The sequence below is a fragment of the Micromonospora sp. LOL_013 genome (assembly GCF_048060315.1).
Lineage (GTDB): Bacteria > Actinomycetota > Actinomycetes > Mycobacteriales > Micromonosporaceae > Micromonospora_E.
This window is the reverse complement of record NZ_JBHMIQ010000019.1, coordinates 26,459-48,501: the sequence shown is the minus strand read 5'-3', so window position 1 is coordinate 48,501 and position 22,043 is coordinate 26,459. Positions and strand designations below refer to the sequence as shown.

General features: G+C 70.6%; 12 protein-coding genes and 1 pseudogene. 10 read left to right on the top strand and 3 right to left on the bottom strand.

Features of this window, described 5'->3' with window-relative positions; genetic code table 11:
• The first annotated feature begins 91 nt into the window (after positions 1-91).
• Complete coding sequence (locus tag ACFHWS_RS14485; protein ID WP_416554941.1) at positions 92-850, top strand: hypothetical protein; 759 nt, start codon at positions 92-94, stop codon at positions 848-850.
• On the opposite strand, the gene ACFHWS_RS14480 is transcribed toward ACFHWS_RS14485, so the two are convergent.
• Complete coding sequence (locus ACFHWS_RS14480) at positions 847-1,800, bottom strand: TrmH family RNA methyltransferase (RefSeq protein ID WP_416568352.1); 954 nt, start codon at positions 1,798-1,800, stop codon at positions 847-849. The two genes, ACFHWS_RS14485 and ACFHWS_RS14480, sit on opposite strands and share 4 nt — an antisense overlap.
• Here ACFHWS_RS14480 and ACFHWS_RS14475 point away from each other — a divergent pair.
• The 3 genes and pseudogenes from ACFHWS_RS14475 (at position 1,693) to ACFHWS_RS14465 (ending at position 3,987) form a co-directional block, all read left to right on the top strand.
• Positions 1,693-3,459 carry a PucR family transcriptional regulator gene (locus ACFHWS_RS14475; protein ID WP_416568351.1) on the top strand — a complete coding sequence of 589 codons (1,767 nt, stop codon included), beginning with the start codon at positions 1,693-1,695 and terminating at the stop codon, positions 3,457-3,459. The genes ACFHWS_RS14480 and ACFHWS_RS14475 overlap by 108 nt on opposite strands.
• Positions 3,460-3,661: 202 nt before the next feature.
• Positions 3,662-3,760 (top strand): annotated as a pseudogene (locus tag ACFHWS_RS14470) (hypothetical protein); the annotation flags it as partial.
• Positions 3,761-3,801: 41 nt separating this feature from the next.
• Positions 3,802-3,987 (top strand): hypothetical protein, encoded by a 186-nt coding sequence (locus tag ACFHWS_RS14465; RefSeq protein WP_416568350.1) that lies wholly within the window; start codon positions 3,802-3,804, stop codon positions 3,985-3,987.
• Between the two features lie 90 nt (positions 3,988-4,077).
• On the opposite strand, the gene ACFHWS_RS14460 is transcribed toward ACFHWS_RS14465, so the two are convergent.
• Complete coding sequence (locus ACFHWS_RS14460) at positions 4,078-4,347, bottom strand: metal-sensitive transcriptional regulator (protein WP_416554949.1); 270 nt, start codon at positions 4,345-4,347, stop codon at positions 4,078-4,080.
• Positions 4,348-4,509: 162 nt separating this feature from the next.
• Here ACFHWS_RS14460 and ACFHWS_RS14455 point away from each other — a divergent pair, with 162 nt between their 5' ends.
• From ACFHWS_RS14455 to ACFHWS_RS14430, 6 genes are all read left to right on the top strand, one after another.
• Complete coding sequence (locus ACFHWS_RS14455; RefSeq protein ID WP_416568349.1) at positions 4,510-5,838, top strand: MBL fold metallo-hydrolase; 1,329 nt, start codon at positions 4,510-4,512, stop codon at positions 5,836-5,838.
• A gap of 47 nt (positions 5,839-5,885) precedes the next feature.
• Positions 5,886-6,473, top strand: coding sequence for a rhodanese-like domain-containing protein (locus tag ACFHWS_RS14450; protein WP_416568348.1), 588 nt, complete (start codon positions 5,886-5,888; stop codon positions 6,471-6,473).
• Positions 6,470-8,224, top strand: coding sequence for a SulP family inorganic anion transporter (locus ACFHWS_RS14445; protein ID WP_416568347.1), 1,755 nt, complete (start codon positions 6,470-6,472; stop codon positions 8,222-8,224). Before ACFHWS_RS14450 ends, ACFHWS_RS14445 begins: the two co-directional genes overlap by 4 nt.
• Positions 8,225-8,749: 525 nt before the next feature.
• Positions 8,750-8,875 (top strand): hypothetical protein, encoded by a 126-nt coding sequence (locus ACFHWS_RS14440; RefSeq protein WP_416568346.1) that lies wholly within the window; start codon positions 8,750-8,752, stop codon positions 8,873-8,875.
• Positions 8,876-9,198: 323 nt separating this feature from the next.
• The gene (locus ACFHWS_RS14435) at positions 9,199-20,337 is read left to right on the top strand and encodes a LamG-like jellyroll fold domain-containing protein (RefSeq protein ID WP_416568345.1); all 11,139 of its coding nucleotides are present in this window, start codon (positions 9,199-9,201) and stop codon (positions 20,335-20,337) included.
• 10 nt (positions 20,338-20,347) lie between these two features.
• Positions 20,348-20,650: a hypothetical protein gene (locus ACFHWS_RS14430; protein ID WP_416554960.1), complete on the top strand. Its 303-nt coding sequence runs from the start codon at positions 20,348-20,350 to the stop codon at positions 20,648-20,650.
• Between the two features lie 33 nt (positions 20,651-20,683).
• On the opposite strand, the gene ACFHWS_RS14425 is transcribed toward ACFHWS_RS14430, so the two are convergent.
• Positions 20,684-22,042 carry a hypothetical protein gene (locus ACFHWS_RS14425; RefSeq protein ID WP_416554961.1) on the bottom strand — a complete coding sequence of 453 codons (1,359 nt, stop codon included), beginning with the start codon at positions 22,040-22,042 and terminating at the stop codon, positions 20,684-20,686.
• Between the last annotated feature and the right edge of the window lies 1 nt (position 22,043).

Genomic DNA, 22,043 nt, shown 5'->3' with positions numbered 1-22,043 from the left:
GTACCGCTGTCGTCGGCTGTCACGATCGGTCGGTCAGTGAGCACAGCCGACAGGGCCCGCCGCGGGCCCCGCAGCGCGGGGAGGCGACACCGTGACGCGTGCCGTCAGGAACACCCGACCCCGGACCACCGCGTCCAACGCCGGCCGGTCCGGCCCGGTGCGGGTGGTCTCCCGCAGCGACGCCGGGGTCGCCGTGGTGGCCGCCGCCGCACCGGAGAACACCCCGGCCGGCCCGGCCACCAACGCGGCCTGGGCGTGGTCGATCCGTCGGTTCAGCCGGTTCGCCATCTGGGCGTTGCCGCTCTACGCGATCGCGTTCGGGATCGGCAGCCTGAGCGGACTGCGCGGCGGCGGCCCGGCACCCGACCTGGTTGACGGCCGGCCGGCGTACCTGGCCTCCTGGGTGATCGCCAGCTGGCTGGGGCTGGTCACGCTGGTGGCGATCGCCGGGATCCACGCCGCCGCCCGCAGCCGGGGCACCGCCGTTTCGGCGCTGCTGGTCGGTCTGGCCGGTACAGCGTCGACGGTGCCGTTCGTCGGGCTGCCCGACGGCACGACCGTCTACGGTACGTCGGCCCGGTCGATCGCTCTGGTCGGCGCCGCACTGTACAGCTTCGGCTGGCTGCTGGCCGGTGCCGCGGTGCTGCGTTCGGAGCTGTTCAACCGGCTCGACGGCTGGCTGCTGATCGTCGCGTCCCCGCTGCTCGGGTTCGTCGGGCTGCTCTCCGGGCCGCTGCAGACCGTCGGTGCGGTCCTCACCCTGACCGCCGGGATCGGCCTGGCCTGGTCCGCCGGCCGGATGGTGCCCAGTGTGCAGGTGCCGGCGACCGCCCCGGCCAGCTCCCGTTAGGCCGGGTCGTCGCGGCACAGCTCCCAGAAGGCGACCGCCGCCGCCGTCGCCACGTTGAGCGAGTCGACGCCGCGCCGCATCGGCACCGCTACCCGTACGTCGGCGGCCTGGACCGCCGCGGTGCTCAGCCCCGGCCCTTCCGCGCCGAGCAGCAGCGCCGGCCGGGCCCGGGCCGCGGCGTCCAGCCGCTGGACCGGCACCGCGTCCGGTGCCGGGGTCATCGCGAGCAGCCGGAACCCGGCGGTACGGACGGTGGCCAGCGCCGCAGGCCAGGCCGCCGCCCGGGCGTACGGCACCGCGAACACCTCGCCCATGCTGACCCGCACCGACCGCCGGTACAGCGGATCCGCGCAGGTGGGGGAGAGAACCACGGCGTCCATGCCGAGCGCCGCCGCGCTGCGGAACAGCGCACCCAGGTTGGTGTGCGTGTTGATCCCTTCGCAGACGACCAGCCGGTGGGCCCGGTCGAGCACCTCGTCCAGGGTCGGCAGGGCCCGGCGGTGGAACGAGGCGAGCACTCCCCGGTGCACGTGGAATCCGGTGATCGACTCCAGCACCGCCGGGGTCGCCGCGTAGACCGTCGCCTCCGCCGGCAGGTCGGCGAGCTGGTCGACCCGCTTGGCGTCGACCAGCACCGACCGTAGCCGGTAGCCGGCCCGCAGGGCCCGCCCGATGACCAACTCGCCCTCGGCGATGAACAGGCCGTTCGGCGGCTCCCACCGGGTCCGCAGCTCGACGTCGGTCAGCGCCCGGTAGTCGGCGATCCGCTCGTCGTCCGGGTCCATGATCTCCGTTGTTGGCACACCGGGCATTGTGCCGGTCGCCCGGGTAGCGTTCTGCGGGTGTTCCCGACCGTCCGTGAGGTGCTGGCGCTCGACCCGGTGCGGAACGGCGGACCACGGGTGGTCGCCGCCGAGGAGAGCCTGGATCGGCCGGTCCGCTGGGTGCATGTCACCGAGGTGCCGGACATCGCCAGTCTGCTGCGCGGCGGTGAGCTGGTGCTGACCACCGGGATCGGGCTGCCCGCCGACGACGCCGGAGTGCGGGCCTTCATCGCCGACCTGGCCGAGGTCGGCGTATCCGGTCTGGTGGTGGAGCTCGGCCGCCGCTATCACGGCGGGGTGCCGAAGGTGATGGTCGCGGCGGCGCACCGGCGCGGGCTGCCGCTGGTGGAGCTGCGCCGGGAGACCCGGTTCGTTCTGATCACCGAGGCGGTGCATGCCCTGATCGTGGACGCCCAGCTGGCCGAGCTGCGGGCGACCGAGGAAATCCATCAGCGGTTCACCGAGCTGTCCGTGGAGGGTGCGGAGGCCACCGAGGTGGTACGCCAGGCGGCCGAGCTGGCCGGCGCGCCGGTGGTGCTGGAGAACCTGTCTCGCCGGGTGCTGGCGTACCACGCCGCCGGGGAGAACCCCCGGCTGCTGCTGGACGGCTGGGAGCAGCATTCGCGCCGGATCCAGCCGACCGGGCGTACCGCGTATCACGCGGACACCGGCTGGCTGGTGACCATGGTCGGCGCCCGAGGCCAGGACTGGGGCCGGCTGCTGCTGCGCTGCCCGGCTGCCGGTCCCAGCGGCTCGGGTGTCCTGGGTGTCTTCGGCGGGTCCGGTGGGTCGGGAGGGTCGGGAGGGTCGGGTGGTCCGCCGCTGCGGTGGTCGATCCTGCTCGAACGGGCCGCGTCGACTCTGGCGTTGGGCCGGCTGATCCGCCGCGACGCCGAAGGGCTGGAGCGCCAGATCCACCGGACGCTGCTGACCGCGCTGCTGGACGGGTCGCAGCCGGTCGACGAGGTGGCGATGCGGGCCCGGGCGCTCGGCGTCGGCCTGGACCGGCGGCATCTGGTCGGCGTTGCGGTCCGGTTCCGGGACGCCGGCTCCGATGCCGAGCCCGGAGCGGCCACCGAGGTCGGCGGGGTCGGGCCGGCTGTGGCGGTGCCGTCGGCCGTCAGCGCCGAGACGGTCCAGGCCCGGCTGCGCGACCTCGCCGAGACGGTCGGCCTGGCGTTGCGGGAAACCGGGCTGACCGGCCTGGCCAGCCCGTTGGACGAGCACGCGGTCGGCGTACTGCTGGCGGTCCGCGACGCCACGGCGGCGGACCCGGCGCTGAACGGTCTGCTGGCCGCGCTGCACCGGTTGCGCCGGTCCGAGCCGGTGCCGGTGGTGGTCGCCGCCGGCAGCGGGGTGGACGGCGTCCGGGAGGCCCGGCGGACCCTGGTCGAGGCCCGCCAGGTGGCCGAGGCCGGCCGCCGGGACCGCCGCGCAGACCAGGTGCTGCGGCTGCCGGACGTCGGCCTGGCCGGGCTGCTGCACCTGCTGCGGGAGGAACCCCGGTTGCAGGTCTTCGTCGAGCGTGAGCTGGGCGCGCTGCTGGCGTACGAGGCGCGTCATCCCCGGCAGCGGATGCTGGCCACGCTGCGGGCGTACCTGGAGCTCGGCCGCAACAAGTCGGCGGCGGCCGCGGCGATGCACCTGTCCCGGCCGGCGTTCTACGAGCGGTTGACCCGGCTGGGGCAGATTCTCGGCGTCGACTTGGACTCGGTGCAGGCGTGCCTGTCGCTGCACGTCGCGGTGCTGGCACTGGACGAGGTACGGCCCCGGCCACCGGCCTGACCGCCCACCGGGTCGAAGGTGCTGAATCTTGGGACCTTGAGCCGCCGTTCCACTTATACCCCTGGGGGTATGTTGGGACTGAATCCGGCAGCCGTGAACCACCGCCGAAGGAGGTCCCGGGCATGTTCTTCGCCCAGTACTACCTGGACTGCCTGTCCCAGGCGTCCTATCTGATTGCTGACGAGACCACGAAGCCGCCATCGTGGTCGATCCGCGTCGCGACGTCACCGAGTACCTGGCCGACGCGCAGGCGCACGGCCTCACCATCGAAGGCGTCGTCAACACCCACTTCCACGCCGACTTCATCGCCGGCCACCTCGAACTCGCCGCGCGCACCGGCGCGTGGATCGGCTACGGCCGGCAGGCCGAGGCCGACTACTCGGGGTGTCCTGCCCGGCGAACTGGCGACCCGGTGACGACGTGGTGCTCGGCGCGCCGCGTACCGAGGCCGACCTCGACGCGCGGCTGACCGACGACACGGTCAAGCTGACTGACTGGTACCTGGCCACCCGGCCGGACCGGAGCTGACCCCACGACCCTGCCCCGGGCACGGCGACCCACCGGGCCCCGGCGGGTCGTCGCGCCCCGGGTGTCAGGCCCGTCCGTCGGGCTCCGGTGTCAGGCCAGGGAGAGGAAGAGCTTCTCCATCTGCTCCAGGCTGGCCTTGCGCTCGGTGGCGTCGGCGTCGGGACCCATGCACTGTTCGAGCCCACTGGCGATGACCTTGAAGCCGGCCCGGTCGAGCGCCCGGGAGACGGCGGCGAGCTGGGTGACCACCTCGGCGCAGTCCCGGCCGGACTCCAGCATCGCGATGATGCCGCGGATCTGCCCTTCGGCCCGCCGTAGCCGCTTGACCACGTCCGCCGTGGTGTTCTCCTCGACCTGCATGGCGAGTTCCTCCTGGTCCGGGGGTCTCCCGCTGGTGCTTCGGGCCTGCCCAGCTGGGTTTACACGATACACCCGGGGGTATCACTTGCAGATGTCCGTTCATTCGAACATACTGGGTCCGTAGATACCCCCAGGGGTATACGCGAGAGCGGAGGAGCACCCGTGGAACTCATCTCATTCCGTACCCCCGGCCTCGGCGACCAGTCCTACCTGCTGGTCCACGAGGGCAAGGGGGTGCTCGTCGACCCGCAGCGCGACATCGACCGGTTCCTCGACGCCGCCGCCGAACGCGACGTCGACCTGCGGTTCGTCCTGGAGACCCACCTGCACAACGACTACGTCTCCGGCGGACCGCAGCTCGCCCGACGGACCGGCGCCGAGCTGGTCCTCCCGGCCGGCGCGGCACCGACCTACCGGCACACTCCCGCCTTCCACCTCGAGGACATCAAAGCCGACAACCTCACCCTGCGCCCCGTCCACACCCCCGGTCACACCCCGGAACACACCAGCTACCTGGTGCTGATCGACGGCGAGCCGGTCGCCGTCTTCTCCGGCGGCAGCCTGCTCGTCGCCTCCGCCGGCCGACCCGACCTGCTCGGCCCCGACCGGGCCCGCACCCTGGCCCGGCTGCAGCACGGCTCGCTGCACCGCCTCGCCGGCCTGCCCCGGGCCGTCGAGCTCTACCCGACCCACGGTGAAGGCTCGTTCTGCACCGCCACCGGCGTCGGCCGGTTCACCTCCACCATCGGCGACGAGGTCGACACCAACCCGCTGCTCGGCGTCGGCGACCCGGAGACGTTCGCCGACCGGCTGCTCGCCGCGCCGAAGCCGATCCCGGCCTTCTACCAGTACATGGGCCCGGCCAATCTGCGTGGCGGCGAGCCGATGCCGGCCGTCGAGATCCCGGAGATCACCGCCGCCGACCTGCCGACCACCGACGACGCCCAGTTGCTGGACATCCGGCCCCGGCCGGTCCAGGCCGCCGGCCTGCTGCCCGGCTCCGTCGGCATCGAGCTCACTGACGACTTCGGCAGCTGGGCCGGCTGGCTGCTGCCGTACGGCGCACCCGTCGTGCTGATCGCCGAATCCGGCCAGGACGTCACCGAAGCCGTCGTCCAGCTGGCCCGCATCGGGCTCGACACCGTCCAGGGCGTCCACCGGCCGGCCCCCGCCGACCAGCTCGGCCCCGGCTACGAACTGCTCGACCTGGACAGCTTCCGGCAGCGGCTGGCCCAGCCCGACGCACAGCTGCTCGACGTACGGATGCCGAGCGAGCGGGCGCGCGTCAGCTGGCCTGGGTCGGTCGAACGCTTCCTCGCCGACCTGGTCACCGACGGCATCCCCGCCGAACTCGACCCGCAGCGACCGGTCCTCGTCGCCTGCGGCAGCGGCCGGCGGGCCGCCATCGCCGCCAGCCTGCTGGTCCGCGCCGGCCACCGGCCCGCCGTGCTCAGCGGGGCCGGCGTCGCCGACCTGACCACCGAATCCTGACCACCACCGCACGAGCCCGAACGAACACCAGCGCACGGAGGAATGACATGTTCCCCACCACCAACCCGAACATGCAGGTGCCCGCCGCCCGCGCCCTGCTGGCCGACAACCCCGACACCCTGGTCGTCGACGTGCGCACCCCGGCCGAATTCGAGACCGCCCACATCGACGGGGCGATCAACCTGCCACTGGACCAGGTCGACGCGCACCTGAACCGGATCGTCGCCGACGCCGGCGGCCGCATCCTGCTGATCTGCCAGTCCGGCAACCGGGCCAACCAGGCCTGCGCGAAACTCGCCGGCGCCGGCCTGGACGGCGCGACCGTCCTCGACGGCGGAATGAACGCCTGGATCTCCGCCGGCGCCCCGGTCAACCGGGGCCGGCAACGCTGGAGCCTGGAACGTCAGGTGCGGCTGGTCGCCGGCGCGATCGTGCTGGTCTCGGTGCTGGCCAGCATCTGGTACCCGCCGGCCCGGTACGTCGCCGGACTCATCGGCGCCGGGCTGACCGTCGCGGCGCTGAGCAACACCTGCGCCATGGGCATGCTGCTGGCCCGCCTGCCGTACAACCAGGGCGCCGGGTGTGACATCGACGCCTCGCTCACCCGGATCAGCCGGGCCGGCGCAGCGAAATGACCACCACCGCGTACCCCCGCCAGCAGCGCACCGGCCCGGCGCGGGTCCTGCCCATTCTCGGTTGGCGGCGCGGCTACGACCGGCACGTGCTGCGGCACGATCTGATCGCCGGGCTCACCGTCGCGGTGATGCTGGTGCCGCAGAGCATGGCGTACGCCGCCCTCGCCGGCATGCCACCGGTCACCGGCCTGTACGCCGCCGTCGTCCCGGTCCTGGTCTACGCCCTGCTCGGCACCTCAGGCTCGCTCGCCGTCGGCCCGGTGGCGATCACCGCGCTGATGACCGCCACCGCGCTCGCCCCCCTCGCCGACGGCGACCCCGGCCGGTACGCCGCCCTTGCCGGCCTGCTTGCCCTGCTGGTCGGTGCCATTCAGGTCCTGATGGGGGTGCTGCGCCTCGGCGCTCTGGTCAACTTCCTGTCTCACTCGGTGCTGTCCGGTTTCACCTCGGCGGCGGCCATCGTCATCGCCGTCAGCCAGGTCAAGGACCTGCTCGGGCTGCGCGCCGACCGGGCCGAGAACCTTCCCGGCATCGTCGGCAGCCTCTGGCAGGCCGCTCCGACGGTGCACCCGCTGACCGTCGCGGTCGGCGCGGCCAGCATCGCCGGCCTGCTGCTGCTCCGCCGCTACCTGCCGAAACTGCCCGGCGCGCTGCTCGTCGTCGCCGCAGTGACCATCGCCAGCGCGGCCCTGGCCTTCGGCGCCCGCGGTGTGCCGATCCTCGCCGAGGTGCCCAGCGGGCTACCAACCCCGGATCTGCCGTCGATCGCCCTGGCCGACCTGCGGGCGCTGCTGCCAGCGGCGGTCGCGATCGCCCTGGTCGCCTACATGGAAGGCATCGCGGTGGCGAAGTCGCTCGCCGCCCGCTCACGCCAGCAGGTCGAACCGAACGCCGAACTCGTCGCCGTCGGCGCGGCCAACCTCGCCGCCGGGGCGTTCCACGCCTTTCCGGTCGCCGGCGGATTCTCCCGCAGCGCGGTCAACTTCTCTGCCGGCGCCCGGACTCCGGTCGCCTCCCTGGTCACCGCCGCCGTGGTGGCGGCCACCGCGTTGCTGCTCACCCCGGCCTTTCACCACCTGCCCAAAGCCGTCCTCGCGGCGATCGTCGTCGTCGCCGTCCTCGGCCTGGTCGACTGGCGGGAAGCCCGGTCGGCCTGGCGGGTACGGCGTACCGATGGGCTGACCCTCGGGTTGACCTTCCTGGTCACCCTGGTCGCCGGGGTGGAGCCGGGGCTGGCCGTCGGCGTCGCGTTCAGCCTCGCCGTGTTCCTGCGCCGCTCGGCCCGACCGCACACCGCCGAACTCGGCCGGGTGCCCGGCACCGCGACCTTCCGCAACCTCGCCCGCTACCAGGGCCTGGTCACCGACCCACGGGTCGCGGTGCTGCGCTTCGACGGCCCGCTGTACTTCGCCAACGCCCAGTACCTGGCCGACCAGTTGCTGACGTTGACGCAGAGCCGCCCCGAGCTGCGGGCCGTGGTACTCGACGCCAGCGCGATCAGCGACGCCGACACTGACGGCGCGCACGCCCTGGCGCAGACCCGGCAGCGGCTCGCCGGCCGTGAGACAGCCCTGCATCTGGCGACGGTCCGGGGGCCGGTACGCGACCTGCTCACCCGGGCCGGGCTCTGGTCGGTGATGCGCGACGCCGGGCAACTGCACCCCGAGGTCGCCGACGCCGTCGACACGGTCACCGGATCGCCCGCCGTCGACGCCGAGCGGCCCAAGCGCCTGCCGCAGGAGGTGCTCTGACCGTGCCGGACCGGTCCGCCACCGTGGTCACCCTGGTGCCGGCCGGGCACGCCGACTGCGCCGGCAACCCCGGTCAGCGCCCACTGGTCACCAGCAGGGCACGCTTCGCCAGCCGTAGTAGGAGGTCCGGGAACTCCACTGCTCGTCCAGGTACTGGCCGTCGCACGAACCGTAGAGCCACCTACCGACCTCGGTGGTGTGGCCTGCGTTCGTGAAGAACCGGACATCGATCAGCGAGCCGACCGGTGGGGCGGGGAGTTCGGCCTACGCCGGACCGGTGAAGGCCAGGTTGGTGGACACCACCAACACCGTCGCGACGATGGCGTGTCGGATGAACTTGAGCATGTGTCAGGTCCCTCCTGGAAAGTAAAATGGTGGCCGGGACGCCGGACCCTCGGATCCGGGCCCGTCGGCCTGTCGCGTCAGCCCGGCCGGGAGCACGCTGGTATCGGTAGCCAGTTCATCACCGGATGATCGACGCTCGGATGTACGTCGCGACGGCCACGTCTGACGAGGAGTGATGAGATGGACAAGAAGGAGCGCAGGCCCCGCCGGGACAACCGGGGTGGTGGCGGCCACGGTGCCGCCGTGTACGGACTCGGCCTGATCGGCGCGCTGGTCTACTACATTCAGCAGGCGGACGGCTTCTGAGTGGTCGTGCTGGGCATCCTGCAGGCCCTGGTGTGGCCCGCGTCTTTTCGTCCACCACGTGCTGGACTTCGTTTCCGCCTGACCAGGCCTGTGTCTGACCACGTCCGGCACGGTCACCGGTAGCAGCAGGCCCTGCGGCGTCTTCGCCACAGGGCCTGCTGCTGAAATCCCCTACCAGTTCCTCAGCGGTTCCTCAAATTTCCGCCAAGTCACGGCGATTTTCGCCCATGGATGATGTGACCTGGTCCGCGGGGACAACGCTCCGGTGTGGAATGAGGTGGCCGCTGATGTCTACGAGTCGTGCTGTTCACCGTCGGCGTCGCTTGAGGACAGCGGGGACGTTCGTCCGGTGGCGGCGGTGGGCTGGTGGGGTCGCGGTGGTGGTCGCGGCGCTGGTGGGGTTGTCGTCGTCGGTGCCGCCGGGTGCGGTGCCGGCGGACGGTGGGTTCCCGGTGGGGTGGTTGTCGTCGTGGTTCACGGGCCGGTCGGGGTGGTTGCCGTGGGGCGGGCCGGCTGTGGAGCTGCCGGCGGCGCGGGTCGGTGACGGTGCCGGTTCGGGTGGGTATGTGGGGTCGGCGGCGACGCGGGCGTCGGGTGGGGCGGGTTCGGCGCAGCGGTTGGTGAACGGTCTGTCGGGGTATGCCGGGGAGCCGGTGGTGGGCGAGTCGGTGACGCCGGTGACGGTGGGCCGGTTCGATCCGGAGTCGAGTGTGCGGGACGCGGTGGCGTCGGGGCCGAATGCCGACGTGTACGCCAACGCGGATGGTTCGACGACGGCGGAGTTGAGCACCGGGCAGGTCAACTACGAGGCGGCGGATGGTTCGTGGCGGCCGGTGGATTCGACGTTGGTGCGTCGGGGCGGCCGGTGGGTGGTGAGGGAGAACTCGCTGGGGGTGTCGCTGGCCGGTACGTCTGCCGGTGGGGCGTTGGTGGAGTTGTCGCTGCCCGGTGATGGGTCAGTGGGCTGGGGTCTGGCTGGTGCGGCGGCGGTGGCTCCGGCGGTCGACGGCAAGACGGCCACGTACCCGGAGGTGGTCGCGGACACCGACCTGGAGGTGGTGGCGCGGCCGGACGGGGTGCAGCAGGGGCTGGTGCTGGCCTCGCCGCAGGCCGGGTCGGAGTGGGTGTTTCCGCTGATGCTGGACGGGGTGTCGGTCCGTTCCGGTGACGATGGGTCGGTCGAAGTGGTCGCCGACGCCGGGTCGGTGGTGGCGTCGATCCCGCCAGCTGTCATGCGGGATTCGTCGGTTGATCCGCAGACGGGGCTGCCGGCGCGGTCGCCGGCGGTGTCGATGGAGCTGGTGGAGGTCGAAGGCGGTCGGGCGCTGAAGCTGGTGGCTGACCGGGAGTGGTTGACGGATCCGGCGCGGGTGTTCCCGGTGCGGGCGGACGTGGGCGCGCTGATCTCGACGATCGGGGACGTGTTCGTTGACACCGATCCGGATACCGGCCCGGCCGTGCAGAACGGTGACCGTCTCGCGATCGGCAACCAGGACGGCGTCCTGTCCCGGACGTTTCTCAAGTTCACCGTCCCATCGGAGCTTGCGAGGTCGGGCTGGTTCATCTCCTCGGCGAACCTGCGGCTGTACCTGAACTACCGGGCGAGGTGTGACGTCCAACGGATCAAGGTCGGGCTGGTCGAGGAGGAATGGAGCGTCGGAGATCTGCGCACCGCCGCCCACCCGGGGCCGAAGATCGACCTGGGGCCGGGTCACTACCGGTACTACACCGACAACGGGCGGGCATGTGAGAACCCGAACCCGAATCCGTCCGTCGGCCAGTGGGTCGAGATCGACGTCCGGGACCTGATTTCGGGCTGGGCGCTCGGTCAGCCCAATCTCGGTCTGGCGTTGTTGGACGAGGAACACCGGTCTGAGGCGGCAGCGGCGTTGTTCGCTTCGGCCAACTATGCCGGCGGTGACTACGCGCCGCGGTTGCAGCTGACCTTGTCGAACAACCTGCCGCCGCAGGTGGACCAGCGGGCACCGACCCACGGTGCGGTGGTGTCGACGTTGACGCCCCGGTTGTACGTGCGGGGCCGCGATTTCGACGAGTCCGGCACTGTGCGCTACAAGGTCTGGATCTACGACAGCACCGGGACCCTCATCCACGTCAACGAGGGCACCAAGTCGTACTACGACGTCCCGGTCGGGTTGTTGGAGACGAACAAGCAGTACTCGTGGGCGGTGCAGCCGTATGACGGGGCTGTCTACGGCGCCCGGTATCCGAAGTACGTGTTCTACACGCGGGTGCCGCAGCCGGCGTTGGGATCCCGGTTGGTGCAGAACCCGGGGGTGGGTTACCACCCGGAGATCGGCAACTACACGTCGGCGGTGACGGACGCGCAGGTGGCGGGGGTGGGGCCGGCGTTGGAGATCACCCGGTCGTACAACACGTTGGACACCCGGCGGTCGGGGGCGTTCGGGCAGGGCTGGTCGAGTCTGTTGGACGCGCGGGTGACCGAGCGGACCAACTCGGCGGGTGCGGTGCTGGGTGCGGTGGTGCGGTATCCGGACGGGTCGGAGGCGGTGTTCGGGCCGACGTTGAACGGGTCGTTCGTGCCGCCGCCGGGTCGGTACGAGGTGTTGACCGCGGTGAAGTCCGGTTCGTCGGTAACCGGGTACCGGTTGACCGTCAAACACGGGACGACGTACGTGTTCTCCCGCGCGGCCGGGGGTGGCGCGTTCAAGGTCACGTCGGTGACGGACGCCAACGACCAGACCTTGACGTTGACGTACAACGGCAGTGGGCTGGTGTCGGAGTTGATTAGCGCGTCGGGGCGGTCGCTGACGCTGACGTGGGCGGGGACGGCGAGTCCGTCGGCCGGGTCGCATGTGACGAAGGTGACGACGGACGCGCCGACCGCCGGTGGCAGTGGCTACGTGTGGACGTACACGTACGGCAACCATGACCGGTTGACGAAGGTGTGTCCGCCGACGGCGTCGTGCACCACGTACTCCTGGGGTAACAGCGCCAACCAGGGGGCGAACGCGGTGCTGAACCACGCGCCGTCGTCGTTCTGGCGGTTGAACGAACCTTCCGGAGCGACCCTGGCGGCCAGCAGCACGCTGGACAACGGCGGCACCGATGTAGCGTTCTACGAGGGTACGTCGGCGGGTGGGGTGCCGGGGGTGTGGCCGGGGTCGACGTCGACGTCGACGTCGTTCAACGGCACGTCGTCGCGGGTGCGGTTGCCGAGCGGGCTGGTCAACGACAGCGCGTACCAGTCGGTCAGTCTGTGGTTCCGGACGGGGACGGTGTCCCGGGCGGGGGTGTTGTTCTCGTACCAGCATGATCCGATCTCGGACGGGACGACGTCGCGCAACTACACTCCGTCGATCTATCTCGGGTCGAGTGGGAACTTGCACGCGAAGTTCTATGACGGCAACTCGACGACGATGCAGTCGTCCGGTCGGGTGGACGACGGGCAGTGGCATCACGTCGTGCTGGCCGGGGCCGGCACGAGCCAGTCGCTGTATGTGGACGGCATCCAGCAAGCGGTCCGTCGCGACGGCCTGATCGAGATGTTCGACGTGGGCGGGTCGGAGCATGTGTACGTGGGTGCGGGGTTCGTCGGCGGGAACTGGCCGGACCAGCCGCATCATGGTTCGCCGAACTACCACGGGCATGCGAACTTCTTCCAAGGGCAGATCGCCGATGTGGCGTTCTTCAACCGGACGTTGACCTCGGCCGAGGTCACTGAGATCAACGCGACGGCGCGGGGTCAGAGTCGGCAGTTGTCGAAGGTGACCAGCGCCGAGGAGCGGACGCTGACGTCGTTGTCGATGGACTCGGTGACTGGGAAGCTGGCGTCGGTGACCGACAGCAACGGTGGGACTTGGGCGTTGGGGACGCCGAGGGTGGCGGGAACGAGCGGGGTGTACGCGGCGGCGGTGCTGGGGTCGGCGCCGACGGACTACTGGCGGTTGCGGGATGCGGCCGGGGTTCAGGCGGTCAACGAGACCTGGCAGACGGCCGCGACGTTCAATTCGGTGACGTTGGGAGCGGCGGGTCCGTTCGCCGACGGCACGGCGGTGTCGTTCGACGGGTCAGCGTCGCTGGTGTCGGTGCCGGGGGAGCGATTGGCACCGGCCGGGACGCGGTCCCAGGAGCTCTGGTTCAGGACCACCGGTACCGGCGATGTGCTGGCGGGGGTGCAGGACGCGGCGGTGGACGGGACGCCGTCGGTGGGATCGCCGGTGTTGTGGATCGACTCCGATGGCCGGCTGCGGGGGCTGTCCGCGTCGGTGGATCCGACCGGGCCGTTGACGTCGGGGCTCGCCGGCAAGTGCGCCGAGTTGGCGGCCGACGGCACGAAGGTGCAACTGGCCACCTGCGACGGTGCGACGGCGCAGAGCTGGCGTTACGTCGGCAGCAGCCGGCAGTTGCGTCGGGGTGACAGGTGTCTGGGCCTGGCAGGTCAGGCGACCGGCAACGGCACCCTGGTCCAGGCGCAGACCTGTTCGAGCAGCGCGAACCAGAAGTGGGGAACGTCCGGGAACGGTTGGCGCAACTCGGGGGCGGGCCGGTGTCTGGAGGTGCCGGGCTCGTCGACCACGGACGGCACCCAGTTGGCGATCCGTAACTGCAACGACCAGGCCAATCAGTGGTGGGCGTTGGCGTTGGTCTCGGCGGCGCCGGTCAACGACGGCAAGTGGCACCACGCGGTGCTCACCAAGACCGCCGCCGGCAACGACACCGTCCAGGCGTTGTACCTCGACGGCGTACGGGTGCAGTCCAGCACCGGCTCCCTGGCTGGCGGGGTCGAAAGGCTCAGTCACGGATATCTGGGTGCGGGGTACACGGGGAACGGTTGGTCGGGGCTGCCCTCGGACTCGACGGCGTACTACGCGGGTGCGTTGGCGGAGGTCGCGCTCTATGACCGGGCGTTGAGCGCGGACGAGGTGGCGTTGCACTACCAGTCGGTGGGTCGGACCGTGCCGTTGGTGGTGACGGCGGCGGGCGACGGGGCTGCCGCAGTCCGGTTGTCGGAGACGGCGGCGGGTGGGTTGCCGGACGAGGTGTTGCCGCCGGGTGCGGTGCATGTCGACGCGGCAGCGGAGCACGCGCAGACGACGACGGTGTCGAATCCGGTGAAGATCGTGTCGGTGACCGACCCGGGCGGTAACGAGGTGTCGTACTCCTACGATCTGGTGTCGGGGCGGAAGGTGTCGCAGACCGACGCGTTGGGTCAGACGACGTTGTACGGCTATGACACGGGTGGGTTCACGAGTCTGGTGTACGACCCGAACGGAAACGTGACCCGGTCGGTGCAGGACGAGCGGGGCAACACGGTCCAGGAGGTGACCTGCCAGGACCAGGCCGCCGACAAGTGCTCCAGCAGCTACTACACCTACACCTTCTACAGCAGCGACCCGACGCACCCGAGGAGCGACCGCCTGACCCACGTGCGGGGGCCGGGCTCGCAGAGTGCGCAGGACGACACCTACCTGACGACCTACGGCTACGACAACTCCGGCAACCTGCACACCGTGCGGGACCCGCTCGGCCGGAAGACGGAGATCGAATACACCGACGGTACGGAGGTGCCCGCGGTCGACGGTGGGTCCGCCCCGGCCGGTCTGCCGTGGCATGTGCTGGATGCGTCGAAGGGATGGCAGACGATCAGGTACACCTCGGCGGGTGACGTGGCGTGGGTGTCGGACGCGGCGACTGCGGAGACGACGTTCACGTACGACGGGTTGGGTCGGACGTTGACGGAGACGGTGGTGACGTCGTCGTATCCGCAGGGGCGGACGACGTCGTACACGTACGACTCGGTGGGTCGGGTGGTGACGCGGACGGGTCCGGCGGTGACGGACCGGGTGACCGGTGCGGTGCATCGGGCGGTGACGCGTTACTCGTACAGCGTGGACGGGTTCCTGGCGGAGGAGCGGGTCAGTGACGCGTCCGGTGGGGATGTGGCCCGGGTCAGTACCTGGTCGTACGACGAGGGTGGGCGTCGGTCGGCGTCGGTGGCCGCCGAGGGGGCGGTGACCAGCTACGGCTATGACGTGTACGGGCACCTGGCGGAGCAGACCGATCCGGATGGGGTGGTGAACGCCTACGAGGTGGACGTCAACGGCAATCTGCTGTCGCGGACGGTGAAGGGATTCACCGGGAATCCGAATGATCCGACGGATCCGGTGGATCTGGTGGTGGAGTCGAATGTGTACGACCCGGCGGGTCGGTTGGCGTCGACCACGGACGCGATGGGCTATGTGACGCGGTACACGTATACCGATGACGGGCGGACCGCGACGGTGACCCGCTCAGACGGTGACAGCTCGTCGTTCCTGCTGGAGAGCAACGGCTACGACGAGGCGGGGAACCTGGTCGAGCAGGTCACTGACAACGGTGCGACGGTGACGGCGTACGCCTACGACGCGGCGGGCCGGCAGGTGCGCAGCGTGCTGGATCCGGGCGGCCTGGATCGGGTGACCGAGGTGACGCTGTCCCGGACCGACGAGGTGTTGTCGCGGGTGGATCGGGACGCTGCAGGGGAGGCGTTGTCGGTCGTCGACTACGCCTACGACGTGTTGGGCCGGCCGGTGTCGCAGACGGGCTACCTGTCGGCGGACCGGTCGGTGACGCCGGTGGCGCGGTGGCGGTTGGCCGAGACGGGTGGGACGACGGCGGTCGACTCGGCGGGGAACAGTCCGGGTACGGCCACGGACGTGGTCTGGGCGTCGGATCCCGAGCGGGGTCGGGTCGCGTCGTTCAATGGATCGTCGTCGCAAATCGTCACCGATGCGCCGGTGGTGGACACCACCCGGCCGTACACGGTCGCTGCCTGGGTGCGATTGGACGATCTGCGATACTCCGCCTCGGTACTGGCGATGCCGGGCCTCGCCCGGACGAACGTGGCCGAGCGGGGCGCACCCGCGTTCGCACTCCACTACGACCACACCGTCGACGCGTGGCGGGCGCTGGCGACCGAGCAACTCGTGTTCAAAGGCGGCGGCGTACTACACCGCCGTCGCACCTTCGGGCAGGGCTCGATGCAGGCGGGCGAGTGGCAGCACCTGGCGGTGGGCGTGGACCCGCAGGCTGGCCGGTGGATCGTGTTCCTCGACGGCGAGAAAGTCGACGACTTCACCGGCAGCAGCTTCCACAGCGTGGCGGCCGGCGGGGTGCGGATCGGCTCGGGCCTCGAGGGGGCGATCTCTGATCTGCAGGTGTATCAGGGGGTGCCGGGCGACGATGACTGGGCCGCCGGGGTGATGGCGGGTGCGGTGCCTCCGGCGGACGCGGGGGTGTCGCGGACCAGTTACGTGGTCGACAACGCTGGTCTGGCGACGTCGGTGATTGATCCGTTGGGTCACGCCACGTTCGTGGAGTACGACGAGGCGGATCGTCCGGTGGTGACGACGGGTCCGGCGGTGCAGTCGGAAACCGGTGAGTTGGATGGTCCGGTGGTGACGGCCCGGCCGGTGGAGCGGGTTGGTTACAACACGTTCGGTGAGGTGGTTGCGGAGTCGGATCCGAACGGGGCGGTGACGACGTACGGGGTGGACCGGGTGGGTCGGCCGGTGGAGGTCCGGTTGCCGGCGTACACGCCGCCGGGTGAGTCGTCGTCGGTGACGCCGGTGGCGTCGGCGGTGTACGACAGCCTCGGTCAGGTGGTGTCGCAGACCGATCCGTTGGGCCGGGTCACGGAGTTCGACTACGACCAGTTGGGTCGGTTGGTGACCCAGGTGGCGCCGGACGACGGCACGACGACGGCGCGCTACGACCTGGCGGGCAACCTGCTGGCGACGACGGATCCGACGGGTGCGGTGGCCGGTAGTGGCTACGACTTCCTGGGTCGGGTCACGAGTGTGAGTGAGGCGGTGCGGCAGACCGGTCAGGTGCACACCACGACGATGGGCTACGACGTCGCCGGGCGGTTGTCGTCGGTGCGGTCGCCGGCGGGGGTGACCACCGGGTACGGCTACAACGCGGCCGGTGAGCTGACAGTTGTGGTCGACGGCGCGGGGCAGACCCGCGGTGTCGTCCACGACGGCCTGGGTCGGCCGGTTAAGGAAATCAATCCGGACGGTACGTACACGACGACGGGTTATGACATGTTGTCGCGGCCGGTGTCGTCGGCGGCGTACCGGGCGGCCGGTGGGGCGGCGTTGGCGACGGCGGCCTGGTCGTATGACGCGGCGGGCAATGTGGTGTCGGCGACGGACGCACGCGGCACGGTGACGCGGTTCGGCTACGACGCGACGGGGTTGTTGCGGACGCAGTCCGAGCCGGTGGATGCGACGACAACGATCGAGTCGTCGTTCGGGTATGACCTGGCGGGGAATCCGACCCGGTTCACCGACGGGGAGGGGCGGGCGTTCCGGACCACGTACACCGTGTGGGGGTTGCCGCAGTCGCGGATCGAGCCGGCCACGGCGGCGTACCCGGACGCGGCGGACCGGACGTTCACCACGGTTTACGATGCGGCCGGGCAGCCGGTGTCGCAGCGGGTGCCCGGTGGGGTGGCGCGGACCCTGGTCTACGACGACGCCGGTCGGCTGGTGCGTCAGTCCGGTTCCGGGGCGGAGGCCGCGACGCAGGACCGGACGTACGGCTACGACGCGGCGGGCCGGCTCGTGGAGTTCTCGGCGCCGGGTGGCAGCAATCAGGTCGTGTACGACGACCGCGGCCTGCCGTTGTCGGTGACCGGTCCGTCGGGGAACGCGTCGTTCAGGTACACGGCGGACGGGTTGATGGCCTGGCGGGACGACGCGGCCGGGTTGACGCAGTACGAGTATGACGGTGCGGGCCGGTTGGCGTCGGTGGACAACACGGACATGGGCACGGCGATCGGCTACAGCTACGACGTGATGTCGGCGGTGTCGTCGATGACGTTCGGCACGTCGGGGAACCGGCGGGTGTTCGCCTACGACGATCTGCATCGGTTGACCAGCGACCGGCTGGTGTCGTCGGATGGGTCGAAGATCGCGTCGATCAGCTACGGCTGGGACGCGAATGGTAACGAGACCAGTAAGACCGTGACCCGTGGCTCGTCCACGACGGTCAACACGTACACCTACGATCTGGCTGACCGGTTGACGTCGTGGGACGACGGGAACACGACGGTCGGTTACCGCTACGACAAGGCGGGGAACCGGACCGGGGTCGGCGACATCGACTACGTCTACGACGCCCGTAACCGCCTCGTTTCGGACAGTACCGGTGTCGGCTACCAGTACACGGCGCGGGGCACCCGCAGCGCGGCCGGTGCGGCGAGGACGGTGTCGGACGCGTTCGACCAGGTGGTGGAGCACACCCCGGCCGGTGGCAACGCCCGGGTGTTCGACTACGACGGCTTGGGTCGGGCGTTCCGGGACGGTTGGGAGTACACCGGTCTCGGTAACCACCTCGCCCGGGACAGTTCCAACGCGTTCTTCACCCGGGATCCGGGCGGTGGGGTGGTCGGGGCGCGGCACAACAACACGCGCCGGTTGGTGTGGACGGATCTGCACGGTGACGTGGTCGCCCAGTTGAACCCGGCCGGGGCGACGGTGACCGGCAGCCGCACCTATTCGCCGTTGGGCGAGGTGACCGCGGACAGCGGCATGCTCGGTGACCTCGGTTACCAGTCGGAGTGGACCGACGTGCGTAGTGGGCAGGTCAACATGCATGCCCGCTGGTACGACCCGGCGACCGCACAGTTCGGTGCCCGCGACAGCCTGACTGTCAGTGCGGTACCGGACCCGATCCGGGCGAACCGGTACCAGTACGGCGACGGCAACCCGTTGACCGTGGTCGACCCCACCGGCCACTTCGGAGAACGGTTTGCGAGGTCGTGGGACGACTTCACCGACTGGGCCGGCGACAGGTGGGACGACGCCGTCGACTGGGCCGGCGACGCGTGGGACGACTTTACCGACTTTCTCGACTGGGTCGGCGACGGCCTGGCGGCGGCCACCACGTGGACGCAGGAAGAGCTCGTCGAGGCGGCCAACGCCATCAGGCAGACGGTGGAGCAGAGCTATCAGGATCTGATCAAGGCCGGTGAGGCGCTGAAAGTAGCCGCCGAACAGGTGGGCCAGTGGGCCCGTACAGCCCGGGACTGGATCGTCGAACACAAGGCCGAGATCGTCGGCGCGATCGTCGGCATGGTCGTCGAGGCCAGCTGCCTGGTCGCGATCGGCTGGACCGGGGTCGGCATGGTCGCCTGCGGCATGGTCGGTGGCATCACCGGTGCCCTGGTCACCGGTGGGATGCAGGGCAAGACCGGCATGGATCTGCTGCAGGACGCGGTGATCGGCGGCCTGGCCGGTGGTCTCGGTGCCGCCCTGCCGATGATGGGCCCGGTCGCCGGCAAGGCGTTGAGCAAGGCCGCCTCCACCGGCGTGAAGAAGGTCGCCGGCACGAGCGTCGGCAAGGCCGGCGCCCGTGTCGGTGCGAAGGCCGCCGCCGGGGCCCGGTCGTTCAGCCGGGCGGTCAGCAGCAAGGCCGACGACGCGTCCCGGGCGGTGTCGCGCGGCTCCAGCCGGTCCACCCGGGAAGCCGCCGAACGTGCCGACGACGCCGTCCGCGCCGGCGGGAGCCGGGCCGACGGGGCTGCCAGCTGCGTGCGGCACAGTTTCGCCCCCGGCACCCGGGTACGGATGGCCGACGGCACCACCAAGCCGATCGGCGAGGTCGAACTCGGCGACGAGGTGCTGGCCACCGACCCGCAGACGGGGCAAAGCTCCACTCGGCCGGTGCGGCTGCTGCACCACCACGCCGACCGGGAGTTGACCGACGTCACGGTCACCGACACCGTCACCGGTGAGAGCACGGTCGTCGAGACGACCGCGCACCACCCGTTCTGGAACGCCACCACCGGGCGGTGGACCGACGCCGAAGACCTGCGACCCGGTGATCGGCTGCGCAGCCCGGACGGCGAAACCACCCAGCAGGTCGCGGCGGTCCGGGTCTGGACCGGCCTGAAATGGATGAACGACCTCACCGTCGACGGCGACCACACCTACTATGTGGTGGCAGCCGACCGGCCGGTGCTGGTGCACAACTGCGACGGCTACACGGACCTGTACCACGGCACCAGCCGGCAGGCGGCGGACAACATCCGGAACAACGGCGTGGACCCGAGCTTCTCCAGCCGGTCGAGAATGGACTTCGGCAAGGGTTTCTACACCACCCGTTCGCAGCAGCAGGCACAGAAATGGGCCAGCAAGCGATTCGGCGGGGACGGGGTGGTTCTTCACTTCAGGGTGCCGACCGCGAAACTCAACGCCATGTTCACAAAGACGTTCAACCGGCGCGGCGGCCGGGACCTGACCAACACCGTGCGCCGCTACCGCACCGGTGCCGGCGGAAACCTGTCCAACAACTACGATGTGGTCGAGGGTCCGATGCTCATGAACGTCGATGGATTCCTGAGGTTGGGGGCTCCGCCCCGCTGGTCCGGCAACCAGGTCGTCTTCTACGGCAGGAACGCCGGCCGGGTGCTCACCGACGCCCTGCAGCCCTAGGAGAATGATCATGGACGTCTATCAGATGGACCTGTCGGTCGAGGTCCGGGAGTTGCTGGACGCGACAGCGGCCGAGATGGTCGAGCTGTTCGGCATCTCGCGTGCCGAAGCCGTCGCCCGGATCAACGAGCAGTGGCACGGGCAGGACTTCTCCGGTGACGACGAGATCGTCCTGCACGAGGACCGGCACTACTGGGCGATGATCATCTACTTCGGCGAGGTGCCGGACTGGAGCGACGACGCCGACCGGTCAGACTGGGTTGCCCGGCCGGCGCCCTCCCGGCAGTCCGGCCACTGGACGACCGAAACCTGAACCCGGGGTGTGGTGTGCCGGCGGTGGCGGGTCTCAGCCCAACGCGGTGAGGACCTTCGCGTACGCCGCCGGCACGTGGTGCGGACCGCCGGGCAGCAGTACGTCGGACGAACCGACCGCCGGCCAGGCCTGTTCCGGCACCGCCGCCATCAGCTCGGCCACCAGCGGCGCGTCGCGCCACTGCGGCGACTCGGCGAGCATCCGCAACGCCACCAGTGACTCCTCGACCTCACCGACACACTCGAACGGCTTGTGCCCGTCGACGCCGAGCAACTTCCGGAAACCGGCCGACTGCGCCGGGTCGGCCAGCAGATCCACCCCGAAGATGCCGACCAGCCGGTCCCGCTGCATGAACGGCGCGAACGCCAGGAACACGAACCGGCACTTCGGGCACGCCCCACACCAGCGTTCGCTGCGGTCACGCAACTTGAACGCGGCATTGCAGCTGGTCACCACTGGGTCGTAGCCGGTCGACGCCGCGTACAGCTTGGCGATGTGCAGCTCGGACAGGGTCCGCAGCAGCGAAAAGTACGGCTCGGTCAGCCCGGCATGGCCGCGTAGCGCGTCGCGTAGCAGCCCTTCGGCCTCGACACCCTTGGACCACTGATGGTTGATCTCGTGCCCGTTCCAGATCAGGTTCGGATCGGAGGCGGACCGTTCGTTGGACATCACCACCGGGCCGAGGCCGTGCAGCACCGCCGTACCGACCGCGATCAGCGAGTTGATCGCGGTCACCGGGATGTGCCCGTTGTACGCCCCGGACGCGTTGAGGTTGAACAACCGTGGGTCCAACGCCCGGCGGGCGGCCAGCGCGGTCAGCCCGGACGCCGCGTTGACCGCCACGATCACCGGATTCGGGTTGACCGAGAACGGCACCGGGTCGAAGCCGGCCCGGCGCAGCGCCTCCAACGACACGATCGAGTCCTTGCCGCCGCCGACCGCCGACAACGGCCGCCGGTCGGCGGTGTCCACCGGCTCCGGCGGTGCCGGCGATCCGTCCGGCAGCACCGGGGTGAGGTCGAGCACGTGCGGCAGCTCGTTGCGGTACGCGTACTCGGCCAGGCCCTTGGTGTAGGCGGCGGTGACCAGCGCGACCGCCTCGGGCCCCAGCGGTGCCGGCGCCACCAGCGCAGGCGGGGCCGCCGCCTTGTAGTAGCTGACCCCGGCGACCAGGTGCAGCAGCTCCAGCACCCGACGGAACGTCGACCCGGGCCCGGTCGGCGGCGGGGTGGCATCCTGCGGCATCGGGAAGGTGATCCGCTCGACGAAGGTCAGCTCACCGCCGTCACCGCCGGTGAGCGCATAGCCCAGCTCGGCCACCCCGGTCACCGGATCGAACTCCAGCGTAGGAAAGGTGAACGCGGTGCAGCGTCGCAATTCGTCGCGGGTCACC

Excerpts from the sequence above, each read along its gene's own strand:
- ACFHWS_RS14445 (WP_416568347.1), top strand. The coding sequence starts at position 6,470 with ATGACCACCACCGCGTACCCCCGCCAGCAGCGCACCGGCCCGGCGCGG.
- ACFHWS_RS14440 (WP_416568346.1), top strand. The coding sequence starts at position 8,750 with ATGGACAAGAAGGAGCGCAGGCCCCGCCGGGACAACCGGGGTGGTGGC.
- ACFHWS_RS14480 (WP_416568352.1), bottom strand. The coding sequence starts at position 1,800 with ATGCACCCAGCGGACCGGCCGATCCAGGCTCTCCTCGGCGGCGACCAC.
- ACFHWS_RS14430 (WP_416554960.1), top strand. The coding sequence starts at position 20,348 with ATGGACGTCTATCAGATGGACCTGTCGGTCGAGGTCCGGGAGTTGCTG.
- ACFHWS_RS14450 (WP_416568348.1), top strand. The coding sequence starts at position 5,886 with ATGTTCCCCACCACCAACCCGAACATGCAGGTGCCCGCCGCCCGCGCC.
- ACFHWS_RS14460 (WP_416554949.1), bottom strand. The coding sequence starts at position 4,347 with ATGCAGGTCGAGGAGAACACCACGGCGGACGTGGTCAAGCGGCTACGG.